The sequence below is a fragment of the Janthinobacterium agaricidamnosum genome (assembly GCF_003667705.1).
Taxonomy (GTDB): domain Bacteria; phylum Pseudomonadota; class Gammaproteobacteria; order Burkholderiales; family Burkholderiaceae_D; genus Janthinobacterium.
In genome coordinates this window covers 1831530-1851727 of record NZ_CP033019.1, presented here as the reverse complement: position 1 = coordinate 1851727, position 20198 = coordinate 1831530, and the positions used below count along the sequence as shown (strand labels likewise).

Annotated in this window: 14 protein-coding genes and 4 tRNA genes; 13 read left to right on the top strand and 5 right to left on the bottom strand. The window is 62.2% G+C overall.

Annotated elements, in window-relative coordinates; genetic code table 11:
- Positions 1-10: 10 nt before the first annotated feature.
- The 3 genes from cysE to rnr all read right to left on the bottom strand — a co-directional run bounded on the left by cysE (position 11) and on the right by rnr (position 4263).
- Entirely contained in the window at positions 11-760 is a 750-nt protein-coding gene (gene cysE / locus D9M09_RS08485; protein ID WP_034784004.1) for a serine O-acetyltransferase, read from the bottom strand.
- A gap of 194 nt (positions 761-954) precedes the next feature.
- On the bottom strand, positions 955-1698 hold the full coding sequence (gene rlmB, locus D9M09_RS08480) for a 23S rRNA (guanosine(2251)-2'-O)-methyltransferase RlmB (protein WP_058048541.1): 744 nt from the start codon (positions 1696-1698) through the stop codon (positions 955-957).
- 15 nt (positions 1699-1713) lie between these two features.
- Positions 1714-4263, bottom strand: coding sequence for a ribonuclease R (rnr, locus tag D9M09_RS08475; RefSeq protein ID WP_121669045.1), 2550 nt, complete (start codon positions 4261-4263; stop codon positions 1714-1716).
- A gap of 408 nt (positions 4264-4671) precedes the next feature.
- Here rnr and D9M09_RS08470 point away from each other — a divergent pair.
- The 6 genes from D9M09_RS08470 (at position 4672) to D9M09_RS08445 (ending at position 9128) form a co-directional block, all read left to right on the top strand.
- Positions 4672-4756 (top strand) — tRNA-Leu (locus D9M09_RS08470).
- A 277-nt stretch (positions 4757-5033) separates the two neighbouring features.
- On the top strand, positions 5034-7172 hold the full coding sequence (locus D9M09_RS08465) for a heparinase II/III domain-containing protein (protein WP_240453590.1): 2139 nt from the start codon (positions 5034-5036) through the stop codon (positions 7170-7172).
- Between the two features lie 192 nt (positions 7173-7364).
- Positions 7365-7449, top strand: a tRNA-Leu gene (locus tag D9M09_RS08460).
- Between the two features lie 182 nt (positions 7450-7631).
- Entirely contained in the window at positions 7632-8696 is a 1065-nt protein-coding gene (locus D9M09_RS08455) for an NF038122 family metalloprotease (protein WP_121669043.1), read from the top strand.
- 187 nt (positions 8697-8883) lie between these two features.
- Positions 8884-8968, top strand: a tRNA-Leu gene (locus D9M09_RS08450).
- 75 nt (positions 8969-9043) lie between these two features.
- Positions 9044-9128 (top strand) — tRNA-Leu (locus tag D9M09_RS08445).
- A 93-nt stretch (positions 9129-9221) separates the two neighbouring features.
- Here D9M09_RS08445 and D9M09_RS08440 read toward each other — a convergent pair.
- Entirely contained in the window at positions 9222-10073 is an 852-nt protein-coding gene (locus tag D9M09_RS08440) for an SDR family oxidoreductase (RefSeq protein WP_121669042.1), read from the bottom strand.
- A gap of 114 nt (positions 10074-10187) precedes the next feature.
- Here D9M09_RS08440 and D9M09_RS08435 point away from each other — a divergent pair, with 114 nt between their 5' ends.
- From D9M09_RS08435 to phaP, 4 genes are all read left to right on the top strand, one after another.
- Complete coding sequence (locus tag D9M09_RS08435) at positions 10188-10616, top strand: winged helix-turn-helix transcriptional regulator (protein ID WP_070218077.1); 429 nt, start codon at positions 10188-10190, stop codon at positions 10614-10616.
- Between the two features lie 91 nt (positions 10617-10707).
- Complete coding sequence (locus tag D9M09_RS08430; protein WP_121669041.1) at positions 10708-12948, top strand: ATP-binding protein; 2241 nt, start codon at positions 10708-10710, stop codon at positions 12946-12948.
- Between the two features lie 47 nt (positions 12949-12995).
- Positions 12996-13190 (top strand): hypothetical protein, encoded by a 195-nt coding sequence (locus D9M09_RS08425; protein WP_070218074.1) that lies wholly within the window; start codon positions 12996-12998, stop codon positions 13188-13190.
- Between the two features lie 107 nt (positions 13191-13297).
- The gene (gene phaP, locus D9M09_RS08420) at positions 13298-13909 is read left to right on the top strand and encodes a TIGR01841 family phasin (protein ID WP_070218072.1); all 612 of its coding nucleotides are present in this window, start codon (positions 13298-13300) and stop codon (positions 13907-13909) included.
- Positions 13910-14083: 174 nt separating this feature from the next.
- Here the strand turns inward: phaP and D9M09_RS08415 are convergent, their stop codons facing one another.
- Positions 14084-15313 (bottom strand): MFS transporter, encoded by a 1230-nt coding sequence (locus D9M09_RS08415; protein ID WP_070310499.1) that lies wholly within the window; start codon positions 15311-15313, stop codon positions 14084-14086.
- 157 nt (positions 15314-15470) lie between these two features.
- On the opposite strand from D9M09_RS08415, the gene D9M09_RS08410 reads away from it, so the two are divergent.
- The 3 genes from D9M09_RS08410 (at position 15471) to D9M09_RS08400 (ending at position 20184) form a co-directional block, all read left to right on the top strand.
- Positions 15471-16175, top strand: coding sequence for an SMI1/KNR4 family protein (locus D9M09_RS08410; RefSeq protein WP_121669040.1), 705 nt, complete (start codon positions 15471-15473; stop codon positions 16173-16175).
- A 95-nt stretch (positions 16176-16270) separates the two neighbouring features.
- The gene (locus tag D9M09_RS08405) at positions 16271-17923 is read left to right on the top strand and encodes a VRR-NUC domain-containing protein (protein WP_121669039.1); all 1653 of its coding nucleotides are present in this window, start codon (positions 16271-16273) and stop codon (positions 17921-17923) included.
- Positions 17920-20184 (top strand): ATP-dependent DNA helicase, encoded by a 2265-nt coding sequence (locus tag D9M09_RS08400; RefSeq protein WP_121671011.1) that lies wholly within the window; start codon positions 17920-17922, stop codon positions 20182-20184. Before D9M09_RS08405 ends, D9M09_RS08400 begins: the two co-directional genes overlap by 4 nt.
- The last annotated feature ends 14 nt before the right edge of the window (positions 20185-20198 follow it).

Genomic DNA, 20198 nt, shown 5'->3' with positions numbered 1-20198 from the left:
GCCTGTATCCTTAATCAACCAGCTTGTTCATTTGCTCGGAATCGAATTTATCACACTCGGGCACGCCCTGGCAGCAGATGCCCGCCGCCTTCAGGGTGGCGAGGATGGTTTCGATGCGCTGCTCCTGCGCCACGGCATGCGTGATCAGGCCTTGCAGGGCCTTCGACAGCGGATCGTCGCCGTTGGGCGTGACGCCATACGCGGCGAACAGGTGCGCCGTACTGCCTTCGCGCAAGGCGCTGACATCCTTTTGCACGATGTGCGCGGGGTTGCCGACGGCCGTGGCGCCGGACGGCACGGGTTTCAATAGCACGGCGTTCGAGCCCACCTTGGCGTACTCGCCCACGGTAAAACTGCCCAGCACCTGCGCGCCGGCGCCGACGATGACGCCGCGCTCCAGGGTCGGATGGCGCTTGGCGCCGCTGTGCAGCGAGGTGCCGCCCAAGGTAACCCCCTGGTAGATGGTGCAATCGTCGCCGACGACGGCCGTCTCGCCGATCACCACGCCGAAACCGTGGTCGATGAAGACGCGCCGGCCGATGACGGCGCCGGGATGGATTTCGATGCCCGTGATGATGCGGGCGATATACGAAATGAAGCGCCCCACCCATTTCATGTGCCGCGTCCAGCACCAGTGCGCCCAGCCGTGCATGACGATGGCGTGCAGGCCCGGATAACAGGTCAGCACCTCCCAGCCATTGCGGGCGGCCGGGTCACGTTCAATGATGCTGTTGATGTCTTCGCGCAGGTGGTGGAACATAATGAAAATGGATAAGGTGGAATGCAAATGGTAGCGTATTCGGCGGCGTGCTGCCGGAGAGGCAGATAAACAACCGCCGCCTCAAGGGCGGCGGCTGATTTTCTGGAAGCGCTACAAAACGTTCAGGGCAAGGCGCATTGCCGAAGACAGTACGAATGTACGGCGAGGCAATGCAACGCCGCCATGGACGTTTTTTAGGCTTCCAGCGCAATGCGCTGGCGGCGGGCTTCGTAGAGGCACACACCCGATGCCACGGACACGTTCAGGCTCTCGACGGAGCCGAACATCGGGATGCTGACGAGGATGTCGCAGGTGTCGCGCGTCAAGCGGCGCATGCCTTCGCCTTCGGAACCCATGACGAGGGCCGTCGGGCCCGTGAAATCGGCTTCGTACAAGCCTTTTTCGCCGTCGTCCGAGGTGCCGATCAGCCAGATGCCGCGGTCCTTCAGTTCGCGCATGGTGCGCGCCAGGTTCGTCACGGTGATGTACGGGACGGTTTCGGCGGCGCCGCTGGCAACCTTGGCGGCCGTGGCGTTCAAGCCCACGGCGCGGTCCTTCGGCACGATGACGGCATGTGCGCCGACGCCGTCGGCCACGCGCAGGCAGGCGCCCAGGTTATGCGGGTCGGTGATACCGTCGAGAATCAACAGCAGCGGCGGGCCATCGATGGCGTCCAGCAGCTCGTCGAGATTGCGCGCCAGCGACAGCTGCGACGCAAACGCGATCACGCCCTGATGGCGGCGCGTGCCGACGATTTTATCGAGACGCGACGAATCGACGGGCATGACGCGCACGTTGGCCGCCTTGGCGGCGGCGATCATGTCCTTCATGCGGCCGTCGACGCGGCTGGCATCGACGAAAATTTCTTCCACGGACGACGCTTCATGACGCAGACGCGAAGTGACGGCGTGGAAGCCGAAAATCATTTTATTCTTCATTTGTTATCGTTTCTTTTATCGCTTGTTCTTGCTTGATTTTGATACAGTTTTTGCTGCTCGTGGTGCCGCCGCAGCGGGTGCCGCGGCTGGTTTCTTGCTGCGCTTCGGCGCGGCGGCCTTGGGGGCTGCTGCTTGCGGCGCTGCCTTGGTTTGCGCCTTGGCGGCAGGTTTGGCGCCATTGGCAGGGCCGCCGGAACCATTGCCGGATTTGCCGCCGTTGTTGCCGCTGGCCTTGATTTCATGGCGCTGCTCGGTCGCGGGACCGGGCTTGACCATCGACTTCTTTTCGCCCTTGCGCTTGCCGTCAGACTGCTTGGCCGGCGCTTCTTCGCCCGCCAGTTCCGCATCGGTGACCAGACGCAGGTCGATCTTGCGCGTTTCCAGGTCGACACGCGCCACTTGCACCGTCAAACGGTCGGTCAGCTGGTAGCGCTTGCCCGTGCGTTCGCCGCGCAATTCATGGCGCGCATCGTCGTACTGGAAGTAGTCGGTACCGAGCTCGGTGACGTGCACCAGGCCTTCGACAAACAGGGTGTCGAGCTGCACGAAGACGCCGAAGGTGGTCACGCCGGTGATGGTGCCGGTGAATTCTTCGCCCAGCTTATCTTGCATGAAGTAGCACTTGAGCCAGGCTTCCACGTCGCGCGACGCTTCATCGGCGCGGCGCTCGTTGGCCGAGCAATGCACGCCCAGCGCGTCCCAGATGGTCAGGTCCGTCTTCTTCGGCTTGCCGTCGGCCTTGTCCTTCGCCAGCTGCTTGCGCGTGGCGTTCGACACGTTGGTGTTCAGCACGACCTTATCGGACAGTTTCGGCTCGTATTTCTTGCCTTGCAAAATGGCCTTGATGGCGCGGTGCGTCAGCAGGTCGGGATAGCGGCGGATCGGGCTGGTGAAGTGGGCATACGCCTCGTAAGCCAGGCCGAAGTGGCCGATATTGTCCGGGCTGTAGACGGCTTGCTGCATCGAGCGCAGCAGCATCGTTTGCAGCAGAGCCGCATCGGGACGCTGCTTGATCTGCTGCATCAGGGTCTGGTAATCGGATGCCGACGGCGTGTCGCCGCCCGTCAGGTTCAAGCCAACCTGTTTCAGGAAAGTACGCACTTGCGTGAGCTTTTCCTTGGTCGGGCTGGCGTGGATGCGGTAGGTGCCTGGATGCTTATTACGCAGCAACAAATCAGCCGCGCAGACGTTGGCCGCCAGCATGCACTCTTCGATGATCTTGTGCGCTTCGTTGCGCGTGCGCGGGATGATCTTTTCGATCTTGCCAGCGCTGTTGCAGACGATATACGTTTCCGTCGTCTCGAAGTCGATGGCGCCCCGCTCCGTGCGTGCTTTCAGCAAGGCGCGGTAGACGGCTTCCAGGTTCTGCAGGTGCGGCAGGATGTCCGCGCGGCGTGCCGCTTCAGGTCCCTTGGTATTGCCCAGCACGGCAGCGACTTCGTCATACGTGAGGCGCGCGGCCGAGTGAATCACGGCCGGGTAGAACTGGTAAGCCTTCAGTTCGCCCTTGTCGCTGACGACGGCGTCGCAGACGAGGGTCAAACGGTCGACGGCCGGGTTCAGCGAACACAGGCCATTCGACAGTTTTTCCGGCAGCATCGGGATCACGCGGCGCGGGAAGTAGACGGACGTGCTGCGTTCGAGCGCGTCGATATCGAGCGCGTCGTTCGGTTTCACGTAATGGCTGACGTCGGCAATCGCCACGATCAGGCGGAAGCAGTTGGCGCGGCCTACCTTGACGGGTTCGCAATACACGGCATCGTCAAAGTCGCGCGCGTCTTCGCCGTCGATGGTGACGAGCGGCACGTCGCGCAGGTCGACGCGGTCTTTCAGATCGGCGGCGCGCACTTCGAATGGCAGTTTTTCAGCTTGCTTGAGGGCGGCGGCGGAAAAGATGTGCGGCACATTGAATTTGCGCACGGCAATCTCGATTTCCATGCCGGGGTCATCGAGCGCCCCGAGCACTTCGACGATCTTGCCGACCGGCTGCTTGAAGCGCATCGGCTGCTCGGTCAGCTCGACGCTGACGATCTGGCCGGCTTTCGCCTTGCCCACCGAACCGGTGACGAGAATGTCCTGGCCGATGCGCTGGTCTTCCGGCGCCACGACCCAGGTGCCGTTTTCCTGGATCAGGCGGCCGATGACGTGGGTATTGGCGCGCTGCGTGACTTCAACGATCGTGCCTTCCGGGCGGCCGCGGCGGTCCGTGCCGACGATGCGGGCCATGACCTTGTCGCCATGCAGAACTTTCTGCATTTCTTTCTCGGGCAGGAACAGGTCGGCGCTGGCGTCGTCGGGAATGACAAAGCCGAAGCCGTCGCGGTGGCTCATGACGCGACCGGCGACAAGCGCGCTCTGGTCGGCCAGGCTGAAAACACCGCTGGCGTCAGACTTGAGCTGGCCGTCGCGCTCCATCGCCTTCAGGCGACGGACCAGGACATCCATGGAATCGGCATGCACTTGCAGCGTTTTCCCGAGAGACTGCGGGTCGAGAGGCGCGTTGACGCTGCGGAATATGCCGAGAATGTCCTCCCGGCTGGGGATGGTGTGGGTATTTTGGCTCAAAAGTATTTCTATAGTTGTTATTGACAGTGATCAAACGGAAGACAAAGACCGATGACATCACCGTCAATATTGACACGGTGATGTGCGGTAGTGTACCGGAGGACGCCTTGGTTTGCCTAACGCACAGCGTAGCGGAAACCGAACAAGTGCCCCGCCGATGAAAAAAAGGAGAAAAGCTGCGCAATGCATTTGACTTCGGCAAATATTGCTCTATAATCTCGGTCTCTTGCAGCAACAAACCTTCACGGGAATGCAGTTGCAGGAAAGCGGTACAGGGTTGATGTGCAGTATGGAGCGAAAGCTCATCTGGCGCAAAACTCTTCAAGTCGCTATAATAGCAGAATTGCTGTAAAGTTATTTTGCAACAAGTACTCGAGCAGTAAAGTAATAAGTCACAGCAGCATCAGTGCCCACGTGGCGGAATTGGTAGACGCGCATGGTTCAGGTCCATGTGCCTTCGGGTGTAGGGGTTCGAGTCCCTTCGTGGGCACCATTACCTAATTCGCAAAAAAGCCGCAAACTTTCACGAGTTTGCGGCTTTTTTCATTTCCGATGCAGCACATCGAACGCCAAATAATTATCAAAAAAGAATATTTGCATTCCATTTAATAGTATATTGACATCTCCCCCATGCCACGCATCGCGCGTGGCTGGCAACAGCATTACGGAGAGACGTCATGACATGCAGGCCCGGCAAACACAAACGGATTCTTTTCAGCAGCCTCATCGTATTAAGCCTCGGCGCTGGCACCAGCCAGGCGACCGACTGGGTGACCACCCGTTCCAGCAGCCCCGAAATCGTCAAACCGGCGCCCGAACAGGTGACTTTGCAGGTGCAAAATCCCCCTTCCTTTGCCTGGCCGCGCCATGCCAGCTATCCCGCGCAATATGTCGTGGAGATTTTGCCGGCTGAGGGCACAGCAAGCACCCACACCGTTTCGCGCAACTTCCTGCTGCCGTCAAGCGCACTGCCGCCAGGCAATTATGAATGGCGCGTGAGCCCTCTCTCGACGTCCCCCGACTGGTCCAATAAGCGGCCATTTACCATCGACAGCAATTCACGCACTTTTGTCGTTCCCGAATCGTCCGAGCTGGCGGCCACCGTGCGAGCCCACCCGCGCCCGCGCCAGTTGCCAGCCTCCTTTGCGCAAGCAAGCGCCTGGGATGCCGCCATGAACAGCAAACGGCGCCCCTTCCTGAACCGCCTCGTGAGTGAGGTCAATCTGAATACCACCGCCGTGGCCAGCGTCCACGATGGCCTGTGGACCCAGCCCAACGATAGCGGCCAGTACAACCGCATTGCCAATGCCGCCGGCGCCGTGATCCGGCAGATGGAAGCGGCCGCCCTCCTGTTTCGCCTGACACAGGAACGCAGATATCTGGACGAAGCCATACTGCGCGGCGACCAGTTGGCCGCGCTGAATCCGGAGGGCCCCACCAGCTATAAGGCGCAGGATCAGGTCGCGCGCATGATTGCCCTGGTACTTGCGAAGGGCGCCGATTTTCTGTGGCTGGATCTGGACGCACCTCGCCGCGCGCACTGGCTGTCGGTCGCCGCGCAGCGGCTGACACCGATTTATGCGGACCTGTCCATCGCCGGCGGACGTCTGGACCAGTCCCCCATGGACTCGCACGGCGTCGAGGCGCTCGGTTACCTTGCCGCCACCTCAACCCTGCTGCTCGATGCCAGACCGGAAGCGCAAGCCTGGTTCAACTTCGCCGTGCGCTCGTACATGCATATCGTCCACGTCTGGAGTGGCCCGGAAGGCGGCTTTGCCAACGGCTCGGCGTATGGCCAGTACACCACCGACATGCAAATGCAATTATGGCAGCCGCTGGCCGAAGCCACTGGCGTCAGCCTGTTCAACAAACCCTGGACGGCGGGATTCTCCAATTATTTCATGCAGTTCATTCCACCGAACGCACCGCGCCATGTCTTCGGCGATGTCCATGAAAGCAAACCGGACCCGGCACTCCTGAAGGCATATGTAGCACGGCAAGCCACGCCAGCGGCCGCCTGGTACAGCAACCAGCCAGGCGCACAAGAAAATCCCATCACCCTGCTGCAGGCGCCCTACCCGCTTCCCGCCGATACGGTCGCACCCGAAGCACCGCCCAACGCCATGCTCTTTCCCAGCATTGGCTGGGCGGCCATGCATAGCGACATCAGCAATGCTGCCCGCACTTCCGTCTACTTCAAATCGAGTCCGTTTGGAGCCTTCAATCACAGCCACGGCGATCAAAACAGCCTGGTCATCAACAGCGGCAACAAACCACTGCTGATCGAAGCCGGCTACCAGGACTACTATGCATCGCCGCTCTCGAAAAGCTGGTACCGCCAGTCGCGCGCGCATAACGCCATCACATTTGATGGCGGAAAAGGCCAACTCGTCGAAGGCCATTACGAGACGCGCTACAAAAACGGCAAGATCACGGCCTTCACGCACGGTACGGACCTCGACTATGTGGAAGGCGATGCCAGCGCCGCCTACAGCAACGACCTGAGCCTGGCCAGGCGCCAGGTATGGTACTCGCGCCAGAATGACGTGGTGGTAGTACTCGACAAGCTGACCTCCGCGACGGCCCGCACTTTCGAATGGAACATCCATGCACTCAATACCTTGTACCTTTACCCGAATGGCCGAGCCAGCATAGAAAATGGCACGGCATCACTTTGCCTGCAATCACTACGGCCAGACGAGGAGCAATTGTCCGGCTTTAGCGCCCCCAATCCGCCCCTCGAAGCCAGCCAGCAGCATGCCGCCTACGTCAAGACCAGCCCGGCCATGGCGGCAGAGTTCCTGATCGTGCTCGATATCGGCTGCAAATCGGTGCCAACTTCATTGCAGCCGGTGTCTGGCGGACGCTTGCTGCAGATAGGCACGCAAACCATCACCCTGCCCCAATAAGCGCCAAACGCCTGTTTTTGCTAAAAAAACAGCTGCATCCATCCTCCATTCCTAGGGAAATGCCTTTTTTCAGGTGGAAAAGGTATTTCTTTAAGAAAAGTGCAAAATGTTGATTGACCGAATGCGCGCCAGCCCTTATGATTTTGTCCTCGCTGCAGAACACGCAGCGACAAGCAGCAAAGCAGCATCAGTGCCCACGTGGCGGAATTGGTAGACGCGCATGGTTCAGGTCCATGTGCCTTCGGGTGTAGGGGTTCGAGTCCCTTCGTGGGCACCATTACCAAAATTCGCAAAAGAGCCGCAAACTTTCACGAGTTTGCGGCTCTTTTCATTTCCAGCCCCAGCAAACCCTGTCGGCATTCTTGACAGTTGACGGCTGCGCACGCGCCAAGTCCTTGATTTTACGAGTGAGCACGCTTCTTGCCTGCACGATGGCATCGCCATTGCCGGAGCGCCGCCATGAAAAGCCTCGTCGCCGTCCTCGCCTTGATGTTACCTATCAGCACTATCGCCTCGCCCCTGTTCAATCTGCAATACGTACCCGGCACTTCGCTGCAGGCGCAGCAGGGATTCCAGGCGGCGGCCGCGCGCTGGTCGCGCGTCCTGAAAGACAATGTCACCATCGAGCTGACGGTGGGCTTCAATTCGCTGGGCGGCAACATCCTGGGGCAAACGGGCTCGTCGGAAGCGTTTTACCGCTACAGCGACTTTCGCGGCGCCCTGGCCGCCGACGCCACGTCCACCATCGACCAGCGGGCGCTGGCGCACCTGCCAACGGGCGACAGCTTCGGCATGCTGATCAACCGCACGGCCAACAGCCCCAACGGACCCGGCAGCGCCCTGCCCTATCTCGACAACAATGGCGACGCCAACAATCAGTATTTATCCCTGAGCAATGCCGAAGCCAAGGCCGTCGGCCTGGCGCCGCCGCCGCAATCGCTGGACGGCTGCATCGGCAATTGCGACGGCTTCATCCAGTTCAACAGCGATTTCAACTTCGATTTCGATCCCGGCAATGGCATCGGCGCCCACAGCATCGACTTCATCGGCGTGGCCATGCATGAAATCGGCCACGCACTGGGCTTTCTCAGCGGCGTGGATATCCTCGACTACAACTCGCCGCCGCTGGGCGGCCCCTATGACGACACGGAATTTACCTACGTCTCGGGACTGGACTTGTTCCGCTACTCGGCAGAAAGCGCCGCGGCCGGCGTGATCGACTGGACGGCCGACAACCGCGACAAGTATTTCTCGCTCGATGGCGGCGCGACGCGCGGTCCGCTGTTTGCCAACGGCAGCTTTCACGGCGACGGCGACCAGGCCAGCCACTGGCGCGACAATTTACACCTGGGCATCATGGACCCGGCGGTGGCATACGGCGAATTATTGCGCCTGCGCTGGAACGACTTGATCGCCCTCGATGCCATCGGCTGGGATATCGCCCCGAACGCCATCCCGGCGCCGGGCACCTTCCCGCTGTTATGTCTGGCATTGATGCTACTGGCATGGCAGCAACGACGCTGACTACGCTGAAAAAACAGGCAGCTTTACGCCATTTCTCATAGGGAAAACCCTTTTTTCAGCGGAAAAGGGGGTTTCTTGAAGAAAAGAGCAAAATGTTCATTGACCGAATCGCCGCCAACCCTTATTATTTTGTCCGTCGCTGCAGAACACGCAGCAGACAGCAAGCAGCAGCAAAACGCAGCACAATGCCCACGTGGCGGAATTGGTAGACGCGCATGGTTCAGGTCCATGTGCCTTCGGGTGTAGGGGTTCGAGTCCCTTCGTGGGCACCACCAGCAACGAGTTGTTTTCGTTGTAGTCCGCAGTACAGTAGTGAGATACAGCAGTAAGCAACAAGCAGCATCAGTGCCCACGTGGCGGAATTGGTAGACGCGCATGGTTCAGGTCCATGTGCCTTCGGGTGTAGGGGTTCGAGTCCCTTCGTGGGCACCATTACCTAATTCGCAAAAAAGCCGCAAACTTTCACGAGTTTGCGGCTTTTTTCATTGCAGAACGCCATGTGTTGCCATGGCGCCCTCCCTCCCCTTATTTGCCCAGCGCCGCCTTCACGGCGTCAAGCAGCGTCGTCGTCGGACGGCCTGTCAGCGCGCTCAATTGCTTGCCATGGTCTTCCAGGCCGCCCTTGGCCGCGCCCGCGTCGGAATCGGCCAGCAACTCGGCAAACCCTTCCGGCACGCCCACGCCCACCAGCGCCGCCTTGAAGTCCACCTGCGGCAAATCCTTGTAGACGATCGCCTTGCCCGACTGGCGCGCCACTTCGGCCGCATACTCGGCCAGGGTAAAGCCGTGGTCGCCGGCCAGTTCATAGATCGCTTGCGGCTGGACCGCCGTCAGCACGGCAGCGGCGGCCGCCGCGTAGTCAGCGCGCGCGGCGGACGAGAAGCGGCCGTTTTGCGCCGCGCCCAGCACGACGCCATGCTCGAGCACGGGCGCCAGGTGCTCCGTATGGTTTTCCAGATACCAGCCGTTGCGCAGGAAAGTGTACGGCAGGCCGGACGCGCGGATGGCCGCTTCCGTGATCACGTGCTCGGCGGCCAGGCCCAGCGGCGACGTATCGGCGCGCAAGACACTGGTATAGGCCAGCAGGGAAACGCCGGCGCGCCTGGCCGCATCGATGACGTTCTGGTGCTGCTGCGCGCGCTGGCCCACTTCGCTCGACGAAATCAGCAAGATTTTCGTTGCGCCCTTGAAGGCCGCATCGAGGCTGGCGCCGTCGTTGTAATCGGCCTGGCGTACCTGCACGCCCCGGGCGGCCAGACCGGCGGCCTTGGCCGGGTTGCGCACGGCGGCGATGATGTTGGCTGCGGGAACGGATGCGAGCAGGCTGGCAATGACGTGCTGGCCCAGATTGCCTGTGGCGCCGGTGATGACGATCATGATTTCTCCTTGGAGGGTGGCTGGTAAAACCCTATAATAGGGCCATTACTTACTTATTGTAAGTACGTACCTTTTGGTAAGTATGGATTACCCTCACATTGAAGACCAACTATCATGCCCACAGACACTCCCGGCGCCAGCCTGCGCGCCGCCCTCGCCCGCCAGAATCAGGAGGCGCACCTGCTGGCGGCCACCTGCCCGTCGCGCGCCGTGCTCAGCCACCTGACCAGCCGCTGGGCCGTGCTGGTGCTGGTACTGCTGCTGAGCGGCACGCGGCGCTTTAGCGAACTGCGCCGCGAAGTGGGCGGCGTCAGCGAAAAAATGCTGGCGCAAACCCTGGAAGCGCTGGCGGGCGACGGCTTCGTGCTGCGCCAGGCGTATCTGGTGATCCCGCCCAAGGTGGAATACAGCCTCACGCCGCTGGGGCGCGAGGCGGCCGAACGCCTGGCCGTGCTGGTCGACTGGATCGAAGACAATTACCCGCGCATCGAACAGGCGCGCGCGGCCCTGGATGCGGCACCGCCAGCGCAAAATGCGGCTTGAGCAGATTGCTTTTGATCATCAAGAATTATCGTTTACTCCTACTTGCCTTGATGTAATACTAGGCCCATGAACCGCGTAAGGGCGCGACACCATGAATCAGTTGATTTCTTCCATCACCGACCGGGCTAATGTACTGCTGGTCAGCAATTCGCCAAACGAAGTGCGCGAACTGCTGTATGTGCTGGACCGGCATAACCTGGGCACGGGGCTGGCGGGCGATATCGACGAAGGCGTGGAACTGGCGGCCGGCGGCACGGACCTGATCCTGCTCGACGCGGCTCTGGCGGGCTCGAATATCGGCGCCACCTGCATGCGTCTGCGCAATGCGGGCGGACGCCACAGCGTGCCCCTGCTGCTGATGTCGGCCACGCCCAGCGCCGAGGAGCAGGGCCGCAGCGTGGGCGCCGGCGCTTCCGACTACATCAAGATGCCCTTCAATGCACGCGACGTGGCGGAAAAAATCCTCATGGAACTGGCCTTGCACAAGGCCGAAGCTTCCGCGCCGCATGCCGCCACGCCGCCGCGCCCCGTGCATCCGCAAACGCTGGAAGTCAATTACCACTCGATATTGGCCGGTTCACCCGACGCCGTGCTGCTGTTCGATATCGACAACGAGCTGCTGATCGACGCCAACCACCTGGCCGAAGAACTGTTCGGCATGCCGCTGGCCGAGTTGCTGCAAGGCGGCATGGAGCCGCTGTTCCCCAAACATCAGAGCGATGGCCGCGCCTCGCCGCAGCTGCTGGAAGAAAAGATCCGCGATACCCTGCAAGGCAAGATCGTCGTTTTCCGCGCCAGCTGCTGCCACCGCGACAGCCACCCGATCGCCTGCGAAATCCGCCTGATGCGCCTGTCCGTGCCGGGCCGCCAGCTCGTGCATGCGCGCATCATCGACTTGACCGAACGCAACCTCGCCGAAGCGATGCGCTCGGGCCAGAGCGCCCTGCTGGAAATGGTCGCCAAGGGCGCGCCCCTGATCCCCACGCTGAACCAGCTGCTGCTCTTGATCGAAGGCCAGTCGCGCGGCGTGCTGTGCTCCATCATGCTGCTCGACGACGACGGCACCCACATGCACAGCGCGGCCGGTCCCAGCCTGCCGACCGAGTACATGGCCCTGCTAGAAGGCGTGGCCATCGGCCCCGGCGTGGGCTCCTGCGGCACCGCCATGTTCCTGCGCGAACAGGTGGTGGTCAGCGACATCATGCGCGATCCGCTGTGGGCGCCCTACCGCGAGCTGGCCGCGCCGTTCGGCTTGCGCGCGTGCTGGTCGCAACCCATTTTCGGCCAGGATGGCGCCGTGCTCGGTTCCTTCGCCATGTACTACCGCGAAGTACGCCAGCCCGATGCGCGCGACCTGGAACTGATCGACACGGCCACCGACCTGGCCGGCATCGCGATTGGCCGCATGCGCCATGAACGCGAGCTGCAACGCCACCGCACCCACCTGGAAGAGCTGGTGGCCGAACGCACGGCGGCCCTGACGCAGGCCAAGGAACATTCGGAGCAGACGAACCGCGAGTTGGCCGCCGCGCTGGAAAACCTGTCCATCACGCAGGAAGAACTGGTGCGCCGCGACAAGTTGGCCGCGCTCGGTGCGCTCGTCGCCGGCATCGCGCATGAACTCAATACGCCGATCGGCAACGGTCTGGTGGTGGCCACCACCATGGCCGAACGCACGCGCGAAATCCAGGCCAGCTTTCTCGATGGCCTGCGCCGCTCCGAACTGGGCGCCTACCTGACCCAGGCCAGCGAGGCGGACGCCATCATGCTGCGCAACCTGCAGCGCGCGGCCGACCTCGTTTCGAGCTTCAAGCAGATCGCCGTCGACCGCGCCAGTTCGCAACGCCGCCACTTCCTGCTGCGCCAGTTCGTGGCCGAGCTGATGCTACCCCTGTGTACGCAGCTCAAGGCCGCCGGCCTGAGCCTGACGCAGGACGTGCCGGAGGGCCTGGCGATGGACAGCTATCCCGGTCCGCTGGGCCAGGTGCTGAGCAACCTGCTGGAAAACTGCCTGCGCCACGCCTTCGAGGGCCGCAGCGGCGGTACCATAAACGTCAGGGCGCGGGGCAGCGACGACGGGAAGACGATCACCATGTCCATCGCCGACACGGGCGTGGGCATCGCCGCCGACGACCTCGTGCACGTCTACGACCCTTTCTTCACGACCAAGCTCGGTTCCGGTGGTTCGGGCCTGGGCTTGCATGTGGCGCACAACATCGTCACGGGCGTGCTGGGCGGGCATATCGACGCCACCAGCAGCATCGGCGACGCCAGCGGCACCACCTTCACCCTGCAGCTGCCCGCCGTGGCGCCGCAATCGCCCGCCCCCTGAACGGCAGGCACGCTACAATGCCGGCAGGCTTTTCTTTCGGAGTACTTATGAAATACCTGATCGCCACGGCCCTGCTGGCCGCCTGCGCGTACGCCACGGCCGGACCGGCGCCCTGGTACAAGTGGCGCAGCAAGATCGACGGCACCCTGTCGTGCGCCCAGTCCACCCTCGGATTTGGCTGGGAACTGGCCTCGGGACCGTACAAAGATAGCCGTTGCGAAAAACCGGCGCTTGTTAAATAATGGGGCCATGACCACACGGGGCACCGGCTTGAGATCAAGCGATGGCAATGCGGCGTCGAAAGAGTATGGAACGATAAGAACGTATCTATTCAAACCGAGGAGACCACATGTTTACGAATCCCGAACAATTCGCATCGGCCACCAAGGCCCTGTTTGAATTCCAGCTGATGACCTTCAACACCCTCACTTCCAAGGCCGTGCAAGGCGTGGAACAGGTGCTGGCATTGAACATGGCCACGGCCAAGTCCGGCATCGAGGATGGCCTTGCCGCCGGCAAGGAAATCAGCCAGGCCAAGGATCCGAAGGCCGCCATGGCCGCCGCCGCCGCCCAGCTGCAGCCGGGCGTGGCCGGCGCAAAAGCGTATAAACAGCAGCTCGACGACATCATCAAGGAAATCCACACGGAATTCACCACGGCCGCCGAAGCCCATGTGGCCGAAGCGAAAAGCAATCTGAGCGCCCTGATCTACGACGTCACGAAAAACGTGCCGCCAGGCTCGGAAAATGCCGTCGCCATCGTCAAGGCCGCCATCGACAACGCCTTCCTCGGCTACGAGCAAGTGACCAAGGCCACGAAACAGGCCGTGAAGACCGTGGAAGAGCAGATCGCCAAGGCCAGCGCGCAAGTGGCGCAGGCCACGGAAAAAGCGACGGCCGGCGCCCAGGCTGCGGCTGAAAAAGCGGCGCCGGCGGCCAAACCGAAGGCTGCTAAAAAGTAAGCCGTAGGTCGGATTAGCGCGGCAAGGCCGCGCGTAATCCGACGCACTGCTGGCGCTCATGGTGATGTCGGATTACGCGCTTGCGCGCTAATCCGACCTGCCCGACCTACAAGAATTCACCGGCAGGGTCCGGTATTCGCCCCCCCCTCCCACACCCCCAGAAATAGCCTGCGCCTAGCTGCAGAAATCCTGGCGAGCCTTCGCCTCGACGGTTCCGGCCAGCTGGCGGCGCCAGGCCGCCATGCGCCATGCGGCCCAGGCGGCGGACAAGGCGCCCGCGACGAGGATCAGCCGCGTGTCGATCAGGGTCAGCACGGAGCCGCTCAAGGCCACGACGATGTTGGCGATGCAAAAGGTGGTGGCCAGCAAGCCCATCACGGCGCCCTGTCCGTGCGCACTGAAGCGCTCGGCGCACCAGCCCTGTATGACCGTGTTGTACAGCGCATTCGGAATGCCGAACAGCACGATGGCGGCGATGCCCACCCAGATATTACCCAGCGCCAATATCCCCACGGCCAGCGCCACGCCGCACGCATACCAGCAGGCCCGCAGCAGCGGCGCATGGCGGCTGGGACCGCCCGCCAGCAAGGAGGTGACCGTCATCGTGCCGCACAGGCCCACATTCACCCAGGCAATCTCCTGCGCATGGTAATGGGCCGTCTCGACCAGCCACAGCGGATAGAACTCATAAAAACTGGCCACGCCGCAGGTGAACGCCAGTTGCACGATGAACAGGGTGCGCAGCTCCTCATGGCGCAGCAAATTGAGCGAATGGCGGTCGCGCGCCACTTGCCACCACGACGTCGTCAATAGCGAGGGCGTTTCGCGCGGCAAGCCGACGGCCACCAGCACGGCGACGAGCATCAGCGCGGCGGCGGCGATCCAGAACGGCACCGTCACGCCCCAATGCAGGGTCGCGCCCGCCAAAATTGGCCCGACCAGCCAGCCCAGGTAAAACGCGCCGTTCAGCCACGACATGGCGCGCAGGCGCAGCGCTCCCGTCAGCTGGTCGGCCAGCATGGCGCGCGCCACGGCGCCGTTACCCTCCAGTAAACCCGTGATGAAACGGGCGACGATGAACAGCGGATAGGACTGGATCACCAGCGCCCAGGCCGTGATCGCGTGGCCGATGGCGGCGCCCACGGCCGTGCGCATCAGCAAGGGGCGGCGGCCGTAGCGGTCCGACAGGGGCCCCAGCAGGGCCGAGCCGATCAGCAAACCCAGCGGGTTGATGGTCAGCGCCAGGCCGAACAGCAATTTGGACGGCAAGCCGAGGAAATTGTTGAAGGCATTGGGCGCCTCGGCCGCGAACAGGGGCGGCAGGATCGGGTATGGCAAGGAGGCGCCGATGGTCGACAGCAGCGCCAGCAAACAGGCGGCGGAAATCAAGATGATGTTTTTCATGCGGGCTCAGCGAATTTTAGTCTGGCAAGCATACGTTGACCATGCCACACAAGCAAACTTAAATATCTATTAATCATGCTCATCCTTGCCGCCATGAAGCGTGCCAGGCATCGCCTCGGCTATCATGCCGCCATGACCCACGTTGAACAGGACAAACATGACGCTCTCAGAAATTGAAAGCAAACACGGCTTTATCTATCCTGCGCTGTACCGGCAGCTCGAGAGCGACGGCATGCTCGCCGTGGGCGAATACGGGCCCGACTGGTACAAGCTGGTCTATCCCACATTGACGGAGCGCCCTACCCTGCTGTTGCATGCCGATGATTTCGAATTGCTCAACATCAAGGCCGTGGCCGAAGAGGCGGACACCTTGCGCGACGCGGACGATTACCGGCAGATCGATCCCGCCTTCCGCTTCATCCCGTTCGCGCAAACGGGCGCGGGCGACCACTACTGCTTTTTCGCCTCCGGCCAGCACGACGGCGACATGCCCGTCGTGCTGCTGTGGCATGACCAGAATGAAGCGCAGTACCTGGCGAAAAACCTGCAGGATTTCGTGTTCCACATGTTGTTGAACAGCATGGCGGATCAGGATACCTATAACGAGGTCAGCGACGAGGCATTCAGGGAACAGCTGGCCAACACCCTGGGCACGCATGCGCGCTACCTGACGGCGCGGCAAGCCGACGTGCTGCAAACCTTGCTGGCCAGGGACATCCTCGATTACGAGGTGGCGTTGCCGAAAGGACGCAAGCAGGCGCACCGGGGCTTGCTGACCGACATCGAACTGGCCAGCCTGCGCGCCGAACTGATTCCCTACGAAAAGTTTGATACCTGTTTTGCCTACAGCGCGGCTCGCTGAGCATAAAATCGCTGGGCAAGCGGCGGATGAAGGTTTAAACTGTATATAAACACAGTAAAATCCGTCACCTTGCATCTTTGCCCTATTGCCCCACCATGTTGAGAGTCCTGGAAAATCCCCTGTACTATCTGGATAATTTCCAGGACGTGCTGAGCTGGATCAGCGCCCGTTACGCCGATCTGCTGAGCCCTGAAGAAACGCGCTTCATCGCCGACTTCGGCGCACTGCCGCAGCCGTCGCGCGCCCTGTTCGTGCGCCTTGTCATGCGCAAAGGCAGCCTGTTTCGCGCCAGTAAGCTCAAGTATCCGGAAATCGGCGACACGCGCGCGGCCGCCCTGCCCTTGCTGGCCCTGGCATGGGTGGAAGTCGATCCCGTCATTGCACTCGACGAGCTGTTCGAGCAATTGCTGAAAGCGGAAATCGCCCAGGCTTTCGATCTCGCCCCGTCCCTGAAGGCGGCGCGCAAGGCCGAGCAGCTGGAGGTCTTGCGCGAACAGCATGCGGAAAACAGACCGTTTTCCGCCTGGCATCCGGCCTGCAGCGACGTGCTGTACCGCATCGGTTTGCAGCCCCTGTGCGACCGCCTGCGCCTGATTTACTTTGGCAACTATCATCAGGACTGGTCGGAATTCGTGCTGTCCGACCTGGGCGTGTATCAATATGAAAGAGTGGATTTTTCGCCCGAGTCGCGCGGCTTTCGCACGCGCCAGGATATCGAGCACTATGAAGTGCTGCACCAGTGCCGGGAACGCTACAACGACAGCGCACCGGCGGACGAGGTGCTGCAGGAACTGGCGGCGCTGCCATTGCCAGAAGACAATACCTGGCTGGCCAGCCGGCGCGACAAGCTGCGTTTCCAGATCGCCCAGCACCTGGAAAAATGCCAGGACTGGCCGGCCGCCTACCGCGCCTATGCCGATTGCCGCTATCCGGGTGCGCGGGGCCGCGCCATCCGCGTGCTGGAAAAAGACGAGCAGCCGCAAGCGGCCTATGAACGCCTGATGATCGCCCTGGCGGCGCCGGAAAGCGAGGCGGAACAACAATTGCTGCTGCGCATGGCCCCCCGCTTGCGGCGCAAGCTGGGCCATGCGAAGCAGGCGGCCAGCGCCCCCGCCAGCGTCGAGCGCCTCGACCTGCTGCTGCCGCATCCGGGCGAAGCCTGCTACGTGGAAGGCGTGGTGCAGCAACACCTGATGCGCGATGACGCGCCCGTGTATTACGTGGAAAACACCCTGATCAACTCGCTGTTCGGTCTGCTGTGCTGGCCCGCCATCTTCAAGGCCATGCCGGGTGCCTTCTTCCACCCGTTCCACCGTGGCCCGGCCGACTTGCACAGCGCCGATTTTTACCAGCGCCGCAGCATTGACTTCGCCGCCTGCCTGGCGCAACTGGACGACGGCAGCTACCACGCCGCCATCCGCGCCACCTTTGCCGCGAAGCACGGCGTCGTCTCGCCCTTCGTCAGCTGGGAGGCGCTGGACGACGGCTTGCTGGACCTGGCGCTGGCCTGCGTGCCGGCATTTCATCTGAAGAAGGCGTTCGAGCGCATCTTGCTCGATATCAAAAGCAACCGCAGCGGCTTGCCTGATCTGATCCAGTTCTGGCCGGCAGAACGGCGCTACCGCATGATCGAAGTCAAGGGTCCGGGCGACCGCCTGCAAGACAACCAGCTGCGCTGGATCGCCTATTGCGCCCAGCACGCCATGCCCGTCAGCGTGTGCTACCTGCAATGGCAGGCGGCGGCATGAACGCCAGGAGGTACACGATCGCCGTGCGCGCCCTGTGCGAATTCACGGCCAAGGTGGGCGACCTGGACCTGCGTTTCACGCCCTCGCCCACGGCGCAGGAAGGCATGGCCGGCCACGCCACCGTCACGGGCCGGCGCGACGACGATTACCAGCGCGAAATCAGCCTGTGCGGCGACTTCGGCCCCCTGCACGTGCGGGGCCGTGCCGACGGCTACGACCCGGCGCGCCGGCAGCTGGAAGAAATCAAGACCTACCGGGGCGAGCTGGACACGATGCCCGCCAACCACCGCCAGCTGCACTGGGCGCAGGCGCGCATCTACGGCCACTTGCTGTGCCAGCAGCTGAACTTGCCCATGCTGCGCGTGGCGCTCGTGTATTTCGACATCGCCAGCCAGAAGGAAACCGTCATGCACGAGGAATGCACGGCCGAGGCGCTGCGCCTGTTCTTCGAGCAGCATTGCGCGCTGTTCCTCGACTGGGCCGAGCAGGAAATGGCGCACCGGGCCAGCCGCGACGCACAGCTCACGGCCATGGCCTTTCCCCACGCAAACTTCCGCCCGGGACAGCGCCAGCTGGCCGAAGCCATGTACAAGGCCAGCAGCCGCGGCTGCGGTTTGCTGGCGCAGGCGCCGACCGGCATCGGCAAGACGGTGGGCAGCCTGTTTCCCATGTTGAAAGCGACGGCCGCGCATGGCCTCGACAAACTGTTTTTTCTGGCTGCCAAGGTGCCGGGCCGCCAGATGGCGCTCGACGCCTGCGCCATCCTCAAGGAGAGCGCCCCGCTGCTGCCCTTGCGCGTGCTGGAACTGAGCGCCAAGACCAGTGCCTGCGAGCATCCCGACAAGGCTTGTCACGGCGAATCATGTCCGCTGGCCAAGGGTTTTTACGACCGCTTGCCGCTGGCGCGCGAGGTGGCGCTGGCCAGCGGTTTGATATTGGACAAGGAAGCCGTGCGCGCCGTCGCCTTGCAGCAGGGTATTTGCCCCTATTACCTGGGCATGGAACTGGCGCGCTGGAGCGACGTCGTCATCGGCGACTACAATTATTATTTCGATCTCAGTGCCATGCTGTACGGCATGACCCTGGCCCACGACTGGAAAGTCAATGTGCTGGTTGACGAGGCGCACAATATGGTGTCGCGCGCGCGCAGCATGTATTCGGCCGAACTGGCGCAGATCGACCTGAAAATGCTGCGCAAGTTCGCGCCCGAAGGGCTGAAAAAGCCGCTGGACCGCCTCTCGCGCCAGTGGACGGCCCTGCTCAAGGAGCAGGATGGCGATTACCACGTGCATGCCGCCTTGCCCGACAAATTCTTTGGCGCCCTGCAAGGCGTGGCCACGGCCATCGGCGACTACATGGCCGAGCATGCTACCGCGCTCGATGAAGACTTGCAGCGCTTCTATTTCGACGTGCTGCTGATCAACCGCCTGGCGGAAAGCTTTGGCGAGCATTCGCTGTTCGACGTCAGCAAGACGGAGACGGGTTCCACCGTCTGCATCCGCAACATCGTGCCGGCACCGTTCTTGAAAGAGCGCTTCGCGGCCAGCCACAGCACGGCCCTGTTTTCCGCCACCCTGAGCCCGTGGAATTACTACAGCGATACCCTGGGCATGCCGGCCGACACGGCCTGGGTCGACGTGGAATCGCCATTCCAGGCGGAACAACTGTCCGTGCGCGTGGCCGATACCATTTCCACGCGCTACCAGCACCGCGCCGCTTCGCTGCTGCCCATCGTGCAATTGATAGCGAAGCAATACGCAGAAACGCCGGGCAACTACCTGGCCTTCTTCAGCAGCTTCGATTACATGGAAAAGACGGCCACCCTGTTCGCCCAGCACTACCCGGACGTGCCCATCTGGCAGCAGCCGCGCCGCATGGATGACGGTGCCCGCGCGCAATTTCTGGGCCGCTTCGGCCTGGAAACACGCGGCATCGGCTTTGCCGTGCTCGGCGGCGCGTTCGGCGAAGGCATCGACTTGCCCGGTGCCCGGCTGATCGGCGCCTTTATCGCCACCCTGGGTTTGCCGCAGATCAATCCCGTCAACGAGCAGATCCGCCAGCGCATGGGCGACATCTTCGGCGCCGGCTACGACTACACGTATCTGTATCCGGGCATGCAGAAGGTGGTGCAGGCGGCCGGCAGGGTCATCCGCACCCAGTCGGACAAGGGCGTCGTCTACCTGATCGACGACCGTTTTTCACGCCCGGAAATCCGCCAGCTCTTGCCCACGTGGTGGGATGTGCAGCAGGCTGGCGGATAGCACGCGGTTAATCT

Coding starts and splice junctions, on each gene's coding strand:
- cysE (WP_034784004.1), bottom strand. CDS start 760: ATGTTCCACCACCTGCGCGAAGACATCAACAGCATCATTGAACGTGAC.
- rlmB (WP_058048541.1), bottom strand. CDS start 1,698: ATGAAGAATAAAATGATTTTCGGCTTCCACGCCGTCACTTCGCGTCTG.
- D9M09_RS08455 (WP_121669043.1), top strand. CDS start 7,632: ATGAAAAGCCTCGTCGCCGTCCTCGCCTTGATGTTACCTATCAGCACT.
- D9M09_RS08440 (WP_121669042.1), bottom strand. CDS start 10,073: ATGATCGTCATCACCGGCGCCACAGGCAATCTGGGCCAGCACGTCATT.
- D9M09_RS08435 (WP_070218077.1), top strand. CDS start 10,188: ATGCCCACAGACACTCCCGGCGCCAGCCTGCGCGCCGCCCTCGCCCGC.
- D9M09_RS08430 (WP_121669041.1), top strand. CDS start 10,708: ATGAATCAGTTGATTTCTTCCATCACCGACCGGGCTAATGTACTGCTG.
- D9M09_RS08425 (WP_070218074.1), top strand. CDS start 12,996: ATGAAATACCTGATCGCCACGGCCCTGCTGGCCGCCTGCGCGTACGCC.
- phaP (WP_070218072.1), top strand. CDS start 13,298: ATGTTTACGAATCCCGAACAATTCGCATCGGCCACCAAGGCCCTGTTT.
- D9M09_RS08415 (WP_070310499.1), bottom strand. CDS start 15,313: ATGAAAAACATCATCTTGATTTCCGCCGCCTGTTTGCTGGCGCTGCTG.
- D9M09_RS08410 (WP_121669040.1), top strand. CDS start 15,471: ATGACGCTCTCAGAAATTGAAAGCAAACACGGCTTTATCTATCCTGCG.
- D9M09_RS08405 (WP_121669039.1), top strand. CDS start 16,271: ATGTTGAGAGTCCTGGAAAATCCCCTGTACTATCTGGATAATTTCCAG.
- D9M09_RS08400 (WP_121671011.1), top strand. CDS start 17,920: ATGAACGCCAGGAGGTACACGATCGCCGTGCGCGCCCTGTGCGAATTC.